Source organism: Streptococcus infantarius subsp. infantarius ATCC BAA-102 (assembly GCF_000154985.1).
In the GTDB taxonomy this organism is placed as follows: domain Bacteria; phylum Bacillota; class Bacilli; order Lactobacillales; family Streptococcaceae; genus Streptococcus; species Streptococcus infantarius.
This window is the reverse complement of record NZ_DS572680.1, coordinates 1-14993: the sequence shown is the minus strand read 5'-3', so window position 1 is coordinate 14993 and position 14993 is coordinate 1. Positions and strand designations below refer to the sequence as shown.

The following is a 14993-nucleotide window of genomic DNA, read 5'->3' as shown; positions in this document are numbered from 1 at the left end:
AATTTTTTCTTCTTTTTGAAACATCTTTAAGAGCCAAATGTAGGCTCAAGATGTGGTATAATAAAGCCATGGAAAACAAGAAGAAATTATTATTAATTGACGGGTCATCCGTTGCTTATCGTGCCTTTTTTGCACTTTACAATCAGATTGATCGCTTTAAAAACCGTGCTGGTCTGCACACCAATGCCATCTACGGTTTTCACCTCATGCTCAATCATTTATTAGAAAGAATTCAGCCAACGCACGTCTTGGTAGCTTTTGATGCGGGAAAAACGACTTTCCGTACAGAAATGTACAAGGACTACAAAGCTGGTCGTGCTAAAACACCAGATGAATTCCGTGAGCAATTGCCATACATCCGTGAAATGTTAACAGCGCTTGGTATCAAGTGGTATGAATTGGAAAACTATGAAGCTGATGACATCATCGGAACATTGGATAAATTGGCTGAAAATGAAGATGAATACGACGTAACCATTGTCAGTGGGGATAAAGACCTTATCCAATTGGCAGATAACAATACAACCGTTGAAATATCTAAAAAAGGGGTGGCTGAGTTTGAAGAATTCACCCCAGCTTACCTCATGGAAAAAATGGGCATTACGCCAAAACAATTCATCGACCTTAAAGCCCTTATGGGTGATAAATCCGATAATATCCCTGGTGTTACCAAAGTCGGTGAAAAAACAGGTCTAAAACTTCTCTTAGAATACGGAAGTCTTGAAGGTGTTTACGAAAACATCGACGGCATGAAGAAATCTAAGATGAAAGAAAACTTGATTAATGATAAAGAGCAAGCTTTCTTATCTAAGACCTTGGCGACAATTAACATCACAGCGCCGATTGCGATTGGCTTAGATGATATTAATTACAGCAGACCAGACTTAGAAAAACTTGTGCCATTTTATGATGAAATGGGCTTCAAACAGTTTAAAGACAATCTTGGTGCTACTAAGAAACAAGAAAAATTTGACGTTGCCTACACTGAAGTGGACAGCTTAAGCGCTGATATGTTTACCGATGACCAATTTTTCTATTTTGAAATCTTAGGTGACAATTACCACGTTGAAAACATCATTGGTTTTGCTTGGGGAAATGACAAGGCAATCTATGCCTCAACAAACCTTGACCTTCTAAAAGACGATTTGTTTAAAGCAGCGCTAGCTAAACCAATCAAGACTTATGATTTCAAACGCAGCAAAGTGCTTCTCAGTCATTTAGGAATTGATTTGCCTGCGCCAGCTTTTGACAGCCGCTTAGCGAAATACCTCTTGTCAACCGTGGATGACAATGAATTATCAACGATTGCTCGTCTTTATACAGAGTATGTTCTTGATAGCGATGAAGCGGTTTATGGTAAAGGGGCTAAACGCGCGGTGCCAGATAAAGCAGTGCTTCTTAGCCACCTGGCTCGTAAGATTGTCGTTTTGAACCACTCTGAAAAAGCCATGCTAGACAAGTTGACAGAGCATCAACAAGCAAGCCTTCTTTTTGACATGGAACAACCTCTTGCAAACGTTCTTGCTAAGATGGAAATCGCTGGTATTTCGGTTAAGAAAGAAACACTGCAAGACATGGAAAAAGCTAACCAAGCTGTTATTGATGAGTTAACACAAGAAATCTATGACCTTGCTGGCATGGAATTTAACATTAATTCACCAAAACAATTGGGAGAATTGCTTTTTGACAAGATGCAATTGCCAACAAGCTACACTAAGAAAACTAAGACAGGCTATTCAACAGCAGTAGATGTCTTGGAACGCTTGGCCCCAATCTCACCAATCGTGTCTAAGATTTTGGAATACCGTCAAATCGCTAAACTTCAATCAACTTACATTGTTGGTTTACAAGATTTTATCTTGAAAGATGGCAAAATTCATACGCGTTATTTGCAAGATTTGACACAAACAGGTCGCTTGTCTAGTGTTGACCCTAACTTGCAAAACATTCCAGTTCGTTTGGAACAAGGTCGCTTGATTCGTAAGGCTTTTGTCCCAGAGACAGCAGATGAAGTGCTTTTAAGTTCTGACTACTCACAAATTGAGTTGCGCGTGCTAGCTCATATTTCAAATGACGAACACTTGATTGCGGCTTTCCGTGAAGGAGCAGATATTCATACCTCAACAGCTATGCGCGTCTTTGGTATCGAAAAAGCTGAAGACGTCACACCAAATGACCGTCGAAATGCCAAAGCTGTTAACTTCGGTATTGTTTACGGTATTTCTGATTACGGTCTTGCTAACAACCTTGGTATCCCGCGTAAAGTGGCAAAACAATACATTGAGACTTACTTCGAACGCTACCCAGGTATTAAAGACTACATGGAGCGCGTGGTGCGTGATGCCAAAGATAAAGGCTATGTTGAAACGCTCTTCCACCGTCGTCGCGAATTGCCAGATATCAATGCTCGCAATTTCAACGTACGTCAATTTGCAGAGCGTACAGCCATCAACTCACCAATTCAAGGTAGCGCAGCTGATATTCTCAAAATTGCTATGATTAACCTTGATAAAGCTCTTGTTGATGGTAGGTTCAAGACCAAAATGCTTCTACAAGTGCACGATGAAATCATCCTTGAAGTGCCAAAAGACGAGCTAGAAGCTATTGAAAAATTAGTCAAAGAAACCATGGAATCAGCCATTGAACTTTCAGTCCCACTAGTAGCAGACGAAAGCGCAGGCCAAACATGGTACGAAGCAAAATAGAAACAATGAAAAGGAAGTGACTGATACAGTCATTTCCTTTTTGCTAGGCAGAAAATCAATGATTTGCTATACTTAAGAAAAAACCAATAAAAGGAGGCAGCTAAATGACATCATTTCAAAACCCTAGCCAAGATGTGATTGCATCTTATCTTAAAAATGCTAAAACCATTGCAGTTGTTGGCTTGTCTTATCGTGAAAATAGCCCAGCTTATGGCGTCTCAAAGATTATGCAGGAAGCAGGATACACCATTATTCCAGTCAATCCTCGCCTTGCTGGTCAAAAGGTTCTTGGTGAAACCGTCTATTCTTCGCTTCAAGATGTTCCTGCCCACATTGATATTGTCGATATCTTTAGACGCAGTGAATTTCTCCCTGAAGTTGCTAAAGATTTCATTGAAACGGATGCTGATGTCTTCTGGGCACAACTTGGACTCGAAAGCCAAGAAGCTGCAGATATTTTACAAGCTGCTGGACGTGATAAAATCGTCATGAACAAGTGTATTAAGATTGAATACCAAGGTTTGTAAAAGTTTTTTGAAAACAATAGTGAAAATGAGGAGATTCTTTCAAAATGAATTTTCTCATTTTTTATTGGCTAAAAATGCTAGATTAGTAGCCTTTTTGAGAAAAATAGTTAACTTTTACTATGAAAACTTGAAATAGTCAGATTTTTATAATAAAATGAATGAGCATGTCAGGATGGCTGACAGATAAACTATGTTATAATGACCTTAATAAATAGAACAGGAGAGCTATAATGGATATTCATACCCATCACCGTCCTTTGGATGCCTATGAAAATGTCATTGAGCATCTCAAGAGAAAGCACATTCGTATCACGGAGACTCGTAAAGCCATTATCGCTTATATCATAAATAGCTATGAGCACCCAAGTGCTGAGAAGATTTATAAAGACCTTTTGCCAGAACATCCCAATATGAGTTTGGCGACGGTTTACAATAACATGAAAGTCTTGGTTAAAGAAGGTTTTGTTGCTGAATTAAAAGTGACTAACGACCTAACAACCTACTATGACTTCATGGGTCACCAGCACATTAACATCGTTTGTAAATATTGTGGCGATATTGCAGACTTTATGGATGTTGATGCTATTGATATTGGAAAAGAAGCTTATGAACAAACTGGCTACATGATTACTAAGGTTCAATTGACAGCCTACGGTATTTGTCCAAAATGCCAAGAAAAGCTCAAAGCAGCCGGCGAACCTTTCATGGCTTACCGAGAAGATAATAAATAAAGAGTTTGGGAAAATTTCCAGGCTCTCTTTTTAATCATAAAAAATCCCCAGTATTACTGGAGATTTTTTGCTTGTTAATGATTTATTATTCTGCTTTATCTAGCAAATCTTCATAGAAGAAAAGTGTAGCAGTTGTAGTGTATGGAAGTGTATAGAAATGAAGCAAGCCAAATGTTAGGCCAGTCAAGATATACCAACCGATGAAGCTAAATTGTAAGCAGAAGTAGCGCCATTTGTTGCCATTCATCAATTCTTTACTCTTAGAGATAACGCTGTTTGGACCATCATAGGTACCATCAGCGACAGCATCGTAAAGAACAAATGTAGTCATGGCATATGAGTATTGTTTGATGATTGAAAGAATAAAACCAGCAATCATAAGAACAAAGCCAAGTAAAGCAACAAAGAGTCCGACATTACTGTCTTTGCTTGAAGCGGCTGTAGCTCCTGCGACAAGAAGAATCATACCTACAAATGCAAGCAATGACCATAAGAAAATGTAGAACCATTTTACAATAGCGGTAATGACGTATTTACCGAATAGTTCATTGGAGAAGACACGCATATTGTCGCCTACTTCAACATGGTCGGATTTATGACGCATGACATCAAGAACAGCGTAACTTGCTGATGCAAGGAACAATGCTAACAAGATGCTGATGATTCCTGGAACGGATTCAGTAATGCTAAATTCAGTACCATTGTAAGTATAAGTTTCCTTGTAACTGATTGAGACAGCAAGGATAGCTAAAATAATAGGAACGATAAACAATTGATACTTGCCAGAGAGAGTTTTCAAAAATTCCCTAGCTTTGCGACGAGTTTCTGAAGCTTTCATAATATGGACCTCCTTAAAAAGTTTCCTAAAATGTAATTACTTCCACGCTTTCATTATAGCACATTGTATTAGAGAAGTCACACGAAAAGAGGTAAACATGACAAAAAAGGTGATTTCTGGTAAAATCGTAAAGGTTGCGCTTTTTAAGCAATATATTGTAAGAATCTAGGAAGCTTTTCCGAGGTTTTCTCAGTCTGATTATTTCTAATCATGAGACTATTAAAAATGCCCACAACTGTTTTTTGTGGTAGCTAGGAGAAAAAAGATGACAGATTATCCGATTAAATATCGTTTAATTAAGAAAGAAAAACACACTGGAGCTCGTTTGGGTGAAATTATCACACCACACGGGACTTTCCCAACACCAATGTTCATGCCTGTTGGTACACAAGCAACAGTTAAAACACAATCACCAGAAGAACTCAAAGAAATGGGTTCAGGAATTATTCTATCAAACACTTATCACCTATGGTTGCGTCCAGGTGATGAGCTAATCGCTCGTGCTGGTGGTCTTCACAAATTCATGAATTGGGACCAAGCTATTTTAACAGATAGTGGTGGTTTCCAAGTGTATTCATTAGCTGAGACACGTAATATTACCGAAGAAGGTGTTACCTTTAAAAACCACCTCAATGGTCAAAAAATGTTCTTATCACCAGAAAAAGCTATCTCAATCCAAAATAACTTGGGTTCAGATATCATGATGAGTTTTGATGAATGCCCTCAATTCTACCAACCGTATGATTACGTTAAAAAATCAATCGAACGTACAAGTCGTTGGGCTGAGCGTGGCTTGAAAGCTCACCGTCGTCCGCACGACCAAGGACTTTTTGGTATCGTTCAAGGAGCTGGTTTCAAAGACCTTCGTCGTCAATCAGCTAATGATTTGGTAAGTATGGATTTCCCAGGTTACTCAATCGGTGGACTTGCTGTTGGTGAATCACACAAAGAAATGAATGCTGTGCTTGATTTCACAGTGCCAATGTTGCCAGAAAGTAAACCACGTTACCTTATGGGAGTTGGTGCACCAGATAGCTTGATTGATGGTGTTATTCATGGTGTCGACATGTTTGATTGCGTACTTCCAACACGTATCGCTCGTAATGGAACATGTATGACAAGTGAAGGACGTTTAGTGGTTAAAAATGCAGCTTATGCCGAAGACTTTACACCACTTGATCATGATTGTGATTGCTACACATGTCGTAACTATACACGTGCTTATATTCGTCATCTTCTTAAAGCTGATGAAACTTTTGGACTTCGCTTAACAAGTTACCATAACCTTTACTTCCTTGTAAACTTGATGAAAAAAGTTCGTCAAGCAATCATGGATGATAATCTTTTGGAATTCCGTGAAGATTTCTTTGAACGTTATGGCTACAATAAGAGTGACCGTAATTTCTAATATATTATAAAGCTTGAAACGATTGTTTCAGGCTTTTTTACTTGAACCTCAAAAAAGTGTTAACCTATATACAAAAAGTAGTTGACTAAAATAAAATGAAGTAGTAAACTTTGTTAAAAGGTTGGTTATTATGGTGATTTATGGAGTTGATCTTGATAGTGAGGGAAGATGTCGACACTATCATACAGCATGTGATGTTGTTGCTTTGAAATGTAGCAAGTGTCAGGAATATTTTGCTTGTTATCAGTGTCATGATCAGTTGCGAAATCATCCTTTTGAGCCTGTTTCGGTAGATGATGATGCACCAGTGCTTTGCGGCAGTTGTCGTCATACGTTAACTTTTACGGAGTATAAAAAGGGATTTTGTCCTTATTGTCACCATGCCTTTAATCCAAAGTGTCAGTTACATGAGACTATTTATTTTTCAAAGGAGTAGGTTATGAAAAACGTCAGGGATTTACTTTACATTGCTATGATGGCAACTATTTTGGTTATTTTAGGATTCATTCCAGCCATTCCACTGGGATTTATTCCTGTTCCAATTGTTTTGCAGAATTTGGGAGTCATGTTAGCTGGTGTTTTATTAGGCTGGAAGAAGGGAAGTTTATCAATTCTCTTATTTTACTTATTAGGGATGTTTTTGCCAGCTTTTTCTGGGAGTACATTTTTTGCGGTTTTAGCTGGTCCGACGGCTGGTTATGTGGTGGCTTGGTTTTTTGTACCAATGCTAATCAGTTTGATTTTGAAAGCTTTTAAAACGTCATCGTTTATTGGAAATGTGATCGCGATTTTAGTGGGCGGAGTTTTGTTTGTTGATTTGTTAGGGGCCATTTATTTGTCAGTTTATATGCACATGCCTTTGATGACCTCATTATTATCAAATCTTGCTTTTATTCCTGGGGATACTATCAAAGCAATTCTTGCCAGTCTTATCGCTTATAAATACAAAGAACAATTGGCTCTCGCGTAAAAGGACATATTTTTTGTTATAATATGGGTAAAGTAAACAAAGAAGGAGCCTATTATGAAACTCACAACACTTGGTTGCTGGGGAGCTTACCCATATAAAGACGGCGGCACGACCTCTTATCTCGTTACGAGTGAGGACGGTTTTCAATTGCTTATGGATTGCGGAAGCCGTGCTGTCACAGAATTAGAAAAAGAAATCAGCCCACTTGACTTGGATGCGGTGATTATTTCACATTATCATCCTGACCATGTTGCTGATTTAGGCGTGCTACGCCATTATTTTCAACTATATCCCAAACATCTCTGGGAGCCTAAAATTTTGCCAATCTACGGACACACCGAAGATGAGCAAGAATTTGCTAAACTGACTTTAGACGGCGTTTCTCAAGGGAAGTCCTATGATGTCAACGGTGTTGAGAAGATTGGTCCATTCGACATTACCTTTATCAAAACCGTCCACCCTGTTCCTTGCTATGCTTTTCGTATTGTCGAACGTGCAACAGGGCAAACGCTTGTTTTCACTGGTGATACAGGCTATTTTGAAGGTTTGGATAAATTTGCTGCAGGCGCTGACCTCTTTTTGGCAGATGTTTACCTTTATGCGGGAAATGAAAATCATCCAGCGCATTTGACAACCAAAGAAGCAGGGCAAATTGCCAAGGCTGCAGGTGTGACATCCCTTGTCTTGACGCATACGCCACCAGTTCCACCACAAGGCATTGATGCCGAAAATCACCTTCAAGTGCTTAAAAAAGAAGCAGAAAATTATGCTGACGGTGTTCCTGTTGATTTGGCTGAGCCACACAAATCATGGCAACTTGGTGAGCTATAATGGCTGAATTTACACAAGAAGAAAAGGAATATTTCATGCGAGAAGCGCTCAAGGAAGCGCAAAAGTCGCTAGCAAAAGAGGAAATCCCAATTGGCTGTGTTATCGTGAAAAACGGTGACATCATTGGACGTGGACACAATGCGCGTGAAGAACGTCAGAAAGCCATTTTGCATGCTGAAATCATGGCGATTGATGATGCCAATGAAAACGAAGGTAGTTGGCGTTTACTAGATAGCACCCTATTTGTGACCATTGAACCTTGCGTGATGTGTAGCGGAGCTATTGGGCTTGCCCGCGTTCCGCAAGTGATTTATGGGGCTGCCAATCAAAAATTTGGCGGTGCAGGCAGTCTTTATGATATTCTGACGGACGTTCGTCTCAATCATCGAGTGGAAGTGGAGACTGGGATTTTAGAGACTGAATGTGCAGCTATCATGCAAGATTTTTTCCGTAAAAACCGTGAAAAGAAAAAAGCAGCCAAGCAAGCTGCCAAAGAACAGTCTTAGTTTGCATAATCTAGAAATTATGATATAATATTTCTCGGAGCAACATCTGCGCGTGAAGTGGGTCAGGGGAGGAATCCAGCAGCCCTAAGCGATTGTAGGTGTGTGCTCTTTTTTTATATAAAACTAACCCCTTTGAAATCAATCGTTTCAGAGGATTATTTTTTTATTTGAGAGACTAAAGGGGCGAAATAGGGGCAGGAATTAAAATATTTTAATCGTGTTTAATCGTTTAGATAAATCAAGTGTCATCTGTGTTGTGACGTGGCTATAACTGTAAAAATCTGTGAAATTTTCATCACAAAATGGTTGTTTCATGAAAGTTTTCAGTAACTTGGTAAACGCTTTATTTAAATGAGATAATTTAGTAAAAATCATTGAAAAATCATGCATAAAAGAGTAATATAAAAGAGAAATTTAATTTTTTGAGGAGTATTGTAATGACACATATTAAATTTGATTATTCAAAACTTTTGGGTCAATTCGTCGAACAAGAAGAAATCGACTTCATGCAAACACAAGTCAACGTTGCTGACGAATACTTGCGCAAAGGTACAGGTCCAGGTTCTGACTTCCTTGGTTGGTTAGACCTTCCTGAAAACTATGACAAAGAAGAATTTGCGCGTATCCAAAAAGCTGCTGCTAAAATCCAATCAGACAGCGAAGTTCTTGTTGTTATCGGTATCGGTGGTTCTTACCTTGGAGCTCGTGCGGCTATCGACTTCTTGAGCAACCACTTCTATAACCTTCAAGCATCTGCAGACCGTAAAGGTCCACAAATCCTTTACGCTGGTAACTCAATTTCTTCAACTTACCTTGCAGACCTTGTTGAATACGTTAAAGATAAAGATTTCTCAGTAAACGTTATCTCTAAATCTGGTACAACAACTGAACCAGCTATCGCTTTCCGTGTATTCAAAGAACTTTTGATTGAAAAATACGGTCAAGAAGAAGCTAACAAACGTATCTACGCTACAACTGATAAAGCTAAAGGCGCTGTTAAAGTTGAAGCTGTTGCTAACGATTGGGAAACATTTGTTGTTCCAGATAACATTGGTGGACGTTTCTCAGTATTGACTGCTGTAGGTCTTCTTCCAATCGCTGCTGCTGGTATCGATATCGAAGCTCTTATGAACGGTGCTAACGCTGCTCGTAAAGAATTGACTTCTGCTGAAATCTCAGAAAACATCGCTTACCAATACGCTGCAGTTCGTAACGTACTTTACCGTAAAGGTTACATCACTGAAATCTTGGCTAACTACGAACCATCACTTCAATACTTTGGTGAATGGTGGAAACAATTAGCTGGTGAATCAGAAGGTAAACACCAAAAAGGTATCTACCCAACATCTGCTAACTTCTCAACTGACCTTCACTCACTTGGTCAATTTATCCAAGAAGGTTACCGTAACATCTTTGAAACAGTTGTTCGTGTTGATAAACCACGTAAAAACGTTGTTATCCCTGAATTGTCAGAAGATCTTGACGGTCTTGGATACCTTCAAGGTAAAGACGTTGACTTTGTAAACAAAAAAGCAACTGATGGTGTACTTCTTGCTCACACAGACGGTGGCGTACCTAACATGTTCTTGACACTTCCTCAACAAGATGAATTCACTCTTGGTTACACAATCTACTTCTTCGAGTTAGCTATCGGTCTTTCAGGTTACCTTAACGCTGTTAACCCATTCAACCAACCAGGTGTAGAAGCATACAAGAAAAACATGTTTGCTCTTCTTGGTAAACCAGGATTTGAAGACTTGTCAGCTGAGTTGAACGCACGTCTTTAATTCATCAATACACAGATAAAAAAGCTTCCGTAAGGGAGCTTTTTTTGCGTGAAAAAATCCTTAAAATTTCCTTAAAAAATTCTATGAAACCGATTGACAAAATCATATATATATAATGGTTGTAGAAGATTTTAAGGAAAATGGAGATTAGGCATGACAAGTAATGACCGAAATCAAATGTATGAGGTAATGACTCAAACAATTACTGCAGCTAGTCAGTTACCTTTTGTAAAAGTGAATCGAGAAGAGTTTTTAAGAAAGGAATTTGCTGGTGATAAGTACTTAGAGAATATTATAAAAGATGGTCCTCAAAGTGTTTTTACTAGTCAAGCTTTGCGAAAAAGAGCTGATAGGGTTATAGCTAATGCTACTAATAAAACTTCAGTGGCTTCTTTTGTAACTGGTCTTCCATCTAATCCAGTTACTGCTTTGGCATCTGGAGGAGCAGATGTGGTTCAATATTTTGGCTTTGCTCTAAATTTGTCACAGCAAATAGCTTATTTATTTGGTGAAGAAGAGTTATTTAGCGGAGATTATAATCAACTACCAGAGGAAGCACGAATTCGTATTGTTGCCTATCTAGGTATTATGTTTGGAGCAGGCGGTTCATCTGCCCTAATTGCTAATGTATCTAAAACGGCCGGAAAAAATCTTGGGAAGAAAGTAGCACAACAAGCCTTAACCAAGACTGCTTGGTATCCGCTTGTTAAGAAAATAGGTAGCACCATAGGATTTAAAATTACGAAACAAAGTATCGGGAAATCAATTACTAAAGTAGTCCCAGTAATTGGTGGAGTGATTTCTGGGGGTCTAACTTATATGACATTTAAACCAATGGGAAATAAATTAGCCGATACATTTGTAGATTTATTGGACGGAAAAATTTCAGAAGATTTTTCGGGAATGAATGAGTATAGAGGAGACTTTAGACAAAAGATGGCTAAAGACGTAGAAGATATTGATGGATAATTTACAGAATTAGCTAGTGAATAAAAGTTATTTTGTATTTTAATAATACCTAATCACTCAGTTTTTTACTGAGTGATTTTTTAATAAAAATTCCTTTCCAAATTTTCTGAATATTTGTTATAATAGTAAATTATATAATAAAATTTGAATTAGAAGGATTTGAGTGTTTAGCAAGGGGAGTTTTGAATAACTGTATCTGAGCTAAAAGGGAAAACTGGTTAGTAGTAGATGTTCTGCTTTACTTTTTTCGATTGAAAGGCTCTGTGAACCGCTTCAACGCTCTGGGTATCTTAAATATGACTGCACAAAAAATGACTGCTCAAGAAATTATCGCATTTATCGGAAATGCGGAGAAAAAAACAAATGTTAAAGTGACATTTGAAGGTGAATTAGCAGCAGCTGTTCCAGAAAGTGTCATTAAGCTTGGTAATGTGCTTTTTGGTGATTGGAAAGACATTGAGCCACTTTTGGTAAACTTGACTGAAAATAAAGATTATGTTGTTGAACAAGATGGTCGTAACTCAGCTGTGCCATTGCTTGATAAACGCCATATTAATGCTCGTATCGAACCAGGGGCTATCATTCGTGACCAAGTGACAATCGAAGACAATGCGGTTGTTATGATGGGAGCTGTGATTAATATCGGTGCTGAAATCGGTGCAGGAACAATGATTGACATGGGTGCTGTTCTTGGTGGTCGTGCCATTGTTGGTAAAAATAGCCATATCGGTGCAGGTGCCGTTCTTGCAGGTGTAATTGAACCAGCTTCAGCTGACCCAGTTCGTATCGGAGACAACGTTCTTGTCGGTGCTAATGCGGTCGTTATCGAAGGGGTTCAAGTCGGTAATGGTTCTGTTGTTGCTGCGGGAGCTATTGTTACCAAAGATGTCCCTGAAAATGTTGTTGTAGCAGGTGTTCCAGCGCGTGTCATTAAAGAAATTGATGCCAAAACACAACAAAAAACAGCACTCGAAGACGCTTTGCGTAATTTGTAATAAAGGAAGTAAAGGCTTGAGAACTTCTCTCAAGCTTTTAAAAAATAAAGGAAAAAATATGACTTTAGATTTAGTTAATATCCGCCGTGATTTGCACCAGATTCCTGAAATTGGTTTGGAAGAATTTAAAACACAAGCTTATCTTTTGGAGCGTATTGCAGAAATTACGGCTGGAAAAGGTTTTGTAGAGCAGCGTACTTGGCGAACTGGGATTCTTGTCTTTTTAAATGGCTCAGCTCCTGAAAAGACGATTGGTTGGCGAACAGATATTGATGCTTTGCCTATTGTAGAAGAAACTGGGTTGGCGTTTGCTAGCCAGCATGAGGGGCGTATGCATGCTTGCGGGCATGACATGCACATGACTGTTGCGCTTGGTTTACTTAATGAATTGGTGCAAGTACAGCCTAAAAATAATTTACTCTTTCTTTTCCAACCAGCAGAGGAAAATGAAGCAGGCGGCATGCTCATGTATCAGGACAATGCCTTTGGGGATTGGAAGCCAGATGAATTTTATGGTTTGCATGTGCGACCTGATTTCAAGGTTGGGACTATCGCGACAAATACCTCAACTCTATTTGCGGGGACTTGTGAGGTCTTAATCACTTTTAAAGGAAAAGGTGGTCACGCTGCTTTTCCACATGAAGCTAACGATGCCTTGGTTGCGGCGTCCTATTTTGTCACTCAGGTGCAGACAATCGTCAGTCGAAATGTAGACCCGATTCAAGGCGGTGTCGTCACATTTGGTTCTTTCCACTCGGGGACAACTAATAATGTCATTGCCGAAACAGCGCAGCTGCATGGAACCATTCGTACCTTGACACAAGACATGAGCCTTTTAATTCAAAAGCGTGTGACTGAGATTGCAAAAGGGGTGGCAGCAAGCTTTGGAATGGAAGTAGAGGTTAATTTGAAACAAGGTGGTTATCTCCCTGTGGAAAATAATCCCGAATTGGCGCGTGAGGCCATGGACTTCTTCAGAAATCGCGAAGCTGTTCATCTGATTGACTGCTTGCCAGCTATGACTGGAGAAGATTTTGGCTATTTGTTAAATAAAATTCCAGGGGTGATGTTCTGGTTGGGTGTTGAAACACCGTACGCTCTTCATCATCCTAAGATGAGTCCAAATGAAGCAGTTCTTTCATTTGCGGTTAGTGAAATATCAGCTTTCTTAAAAGAAAAAGCAAGTCATTAAATCTAAAATAAGCTAGCAAGTTTTTGGTCTTGCTACTTTTTTTGTATTTGAAAAATAAAAAAAGCCGCTATTGGGAGCTAGCGGCTTAAAAAGGGATGGACATGATTTTTCAATCATGTCCAGGAGATTTATGAAAAGGGAATAACTCCAAAAGAGCCAATTCCCAGCGGTTTGGGAGAACCGCTATTTAGGATAAATGTAGTATATCGGAGAAGCCTTAAAGAAACCTTAAAGTAAATTTTAAGGTTTTTGCTGAGTAAAATCTCGGTTTTGTGTTATCATAAAAGCATGGAAAAAGTAGCCTTACGAAAGAGTATCATTGCTCATTTAAAACATCAAGATAGAAAAGAAAAAGCCTTGAAAGATATGGCTTTATTAGATGATTTGCTAGCCTCTTCTGCATATCAAAAAGCGAATACTATTGCCACTTATTTAGCTTTTGATTTTGAGTACAATACCGAATTGTTGATTAAACAAGCTCAAAAAGATGGCAAAACCATTTTAGTTCCAAAGACTTACCCACACGGCAAAATGATTTTTTGTCTCTATGATGTGGATAACTTGGTGAAAACTTCATTTGGCTTGTGGGAACCTGCTTGTGACAAAGCTGTGGATAAGTCAGAAATCGATTTGATTCATGTGCCAGGCGTTGGTTTTAACCAAGATGGTTTTCGAATTGGATATGGAGCTGGCTATTATGACAGGTATTTAGTGGATTATAAAGGCAAAACAATCAGTACGATTTATGAGTGTCAGAAAGTAGAGTTTCAGCCAGACAGTCATGATGTCGCTGTTATGGAGGTGTTTAGTCGATGAAAAACGTTATTAAAGAAAGTCCAGTGACGATTTTTTTGCTGGCTCTAACGACTTTGGTTTTTATAGCCATGCAGGTAATTTATTTTGGAAATGCCACATCCAACCAAGCCATTTTTAATACTGGTGGGATGTTCGGTGCCTACGTACGTTTATTTCCAAGTCAATTGTGGCGCTTAGTGACACCGATATTTGTCCACATCGGTTGGGAGCATTTCTTTTTCAATGCTTTAACGCTATATTTTGTTGGTCAAATAGCAGAGCAAATTTGGGGCCATCACAAGTTTTTAGCATTGTATGTTCTATCAGGAATTGTTGGGAATATCTTTACGCTTTTCTTTACGCCAAACGTGATTGCTGCGGGAGCTTCAACGTCGCTTTTTGGCGTTTTTGCAGCGATTATGGTTGCTGGGTATTTTGGAAGAAATCCTTATTTAAAAGAACTTGGTAGAAATTATCAAGCTTTGATTATTGTGAATTTGATTTTCAACTTATTTACTCCAAGTATTGGGATTGCTGGTCATATTGGTGGTCTTGTCGGGGGTGTCTTATGTGCCATCTTTTTACCAACGCTTGTGGAGAAAGGTATGTTTAAACCATGGCAACGTTGGTTGGCGGCAGCGGCTTACGTTGGCTTAAGTCTTTTCTTGATTGTCTTGGCTTTACATTAAAGTTATAATAAAAAGTTCTCTAGACAAAGTACTAGAGGAACGTTTTTATT

Annotated in this window: 15 protein-coding genes and 1 other RNA gene; 15 read left to right on the top strand and 1 reads right to left on the bottom strand. The window is 38.8% G+C overall.

Translation table 11 applies throughout. The features are described 5' to 3' along the window. Positions 1–68: 68 nt before the first annotated feature. The 3 genes from polA to perR all read left to right on the top strand — a co-directional run bounded on the left by polA (position 69) and on the right by perR (position 3963). Positions 69–2705: a DNA polymerase I gene (gene polA / locus STRINF_RS00470; protein WP_043878256.1), complete on the top strand. Its 2637-nt coding sequence runs from the start codon at positions 69–71 to the stop codon at positions 2703–2705. Positions 2706–2809: 104 nt separating this feature from the next. Next, positions 2810–3232, top strand: a complete 423-nt coding sequence (locus STRINF_RS00465) for a CoA-binding protein (RefSeq protein ID WP_006531029.1) — start codon at positions 2810–2812, stop codon at positions 3230–3232. Between the two features lie 230 nt (positions 3233–3462). Continuing rightward, positions 3463–3963, top strand: a complete 501-nt coding sequence (gene perR / locus STRINF_RS00460) for a peroxide-responsive transcriptional repressor PerR (protein WP_006531028.1) — start codon at positions 3463–3465, stop codon at positions 3961–3963. 85 nt (positions 3964–4048) lie between these two features. On the opposite strand, the gene STRINF_RS00455 is transcribed toward perR, so the two are convergent. Continuing rightward, positions 4049–4801 carry a DUF975 family protein gene (locus STRINF_RS00455; protein ID WP_006531027.1) on the bottom strand — a complete coding sequence of 251 codons (753 nt, stop codon included), beginning with the start codon at positions 4799–4801 and terminating at the stop codon, positions 4049–4051. A 265-nt stretch (positions 4802–5066) separates the two neighbouring features. Here STRINF_RS00455 and tgt point away from each other — a divergent pair, with 265 nt between their 5' ends. The 12 genes from tgt (at position 5067) to STRINF_RS00405 (ending at position 14943) form a co-directional block, all read left to right on the top strand. Further along, the gene (tgt, locus tag STRINF_RS00450; RefSeq protein ID WP_015695777.1) at positions 5067–6209 is read left to right on the top strand and encodes a tRNA guanosine(34) transglycosylase Tgt; all 1143 of its coding nucleotides are present in this window, start codon (positions 5067–5069) and stop codon (positions 6207–6209) included. 130 nt (positions 6210–6339) lie between these two features. Beyond that, positions 6340–6645 carry a CHY zinc finger protein gene (locus tag STRINF_RS09750; RefSeq protein ID WP_006531025.1) on the top strand — a complete coding sequence of 102 codons (306 nt, stop codon included), beginning with the start codon at positions 6340–6342 and terminating at the stop codon, positions 6643–6645. Between the two features lie 3 nt (positions 6646–6648). After that, complete coding sequence (locus STRINF_RS00445; protein ID WP_006531024.1) at positions 6649–7179, top strand: biotin transporter BioY; 531 nt, start codon at positions 6649–6651, stop codon at positions 7177–7179. A gap of 54 nt (positions 7180–7233) precedes the next feature. Continuing rightward, complete coding sequence (locus STRINF_RS00440; RefSeq protein ID WP_006531023.1) at positions 7234–8010, top strand: MBL fold metallo-hydrolase; 777 nt, start codon at positions 7234–7236, stop codon at positions 8008–8010. After that, complete coding sequence (tadA, locus tag STRINF_RS00435; RefSeq protein ID WP_006531022.1) at positions 8010–8516, top strand: tRNA adenosine(34) deaminase TadA; 507 nt, start codon at positions 8010–8012, stop codon at positions 8514–8516. Before STRINF_RS00440 ends, tadA begins: the two co-directional genes overlap by 1 nt. Positions 8517–8547: 31 nt before the next feature. Beyond that, positions 8548–8633: signal recognition particle sRNA small type (gene ffs, locus STRINF_RS09725), an RNA gene on the top strand. Positions 8634–8953: 320 nt separating this feature from the next. After that, positions 8954–10303, top strand: coding sequence for a glucose-6-phosphate isomerase (locus tag STRINF_RS00430; RefSeq protein WP_006531021.1), 1350 nt, complete (start codon positions 8954–8956; stop codon positions 10301–10303). Between the two features lie 153 nt (positions 10304–10456). Continuing rightward, a complete protein-coding gene (locus STRINF_RS00425) occupies positions 10457–11272 on the top strand; it encodes a hypothetical protein (RefSeq protein ID WP_006531020.1) in 816 nt (271 codons plus the stop codon). Between the two features lie 296 nt (positions 11273–11568). Next, a complete protein-coding gene (dapD, locus tag STRINF_RS00420) occupies positions 11569–12267 on the top strand; it encodes a 2,3,4,5-tetrahydropyridine-2,6-dicarboxylate N-acetyltransferase (protein WP_006531019.1) in 699 nt (232 codons plus the stop codon). A gap of 58 nt (positions 12268–12325) precedes the next feature. Beyond that, the gene (locus STRINF_RS00415) at positions 12326–13459 is read left to right on the top strand and encodes an N-acetyldiaminopimelate deacetylase (RefSeq protein ID WP_043878255.1); all 1134 of its coding nucleotides are present in this window, start codon (positions 12326–12328) and stop codon (positions 13457–13459) included. Positions 13460–13747: 288 nt separating this feature from the next. Continuing rightward, the gene (locus STRINF_RS00410) at positions 13748–14275 is read left to right on the top strand and encodes a 5-formyltetrahydrofolate cyclo-ligase (protein ID WP_006531017.1); all 528 of its coding nucleotides are present in this window, start codon (positions 13748–13750) and stop codon (positions 14273–14275) included. Further along, positions 14272–14943: a rhomboid family intramembrane serine protease gene (locus STRINF_RS00405; RefSeq protein WP_006531016.1), complete on the top strand. Its 672-nt coding sequence runs from the start codon at positions 14272–14274 to the stop codon at positions 14941–14943. Before STRINF_RS00410 ends, STRINF_RS00405 begins: the two co-directional genes overlap by 4 nt. The last annotated feature ends 50 nt before the right edge of the window (positions 14944–14993 follow it).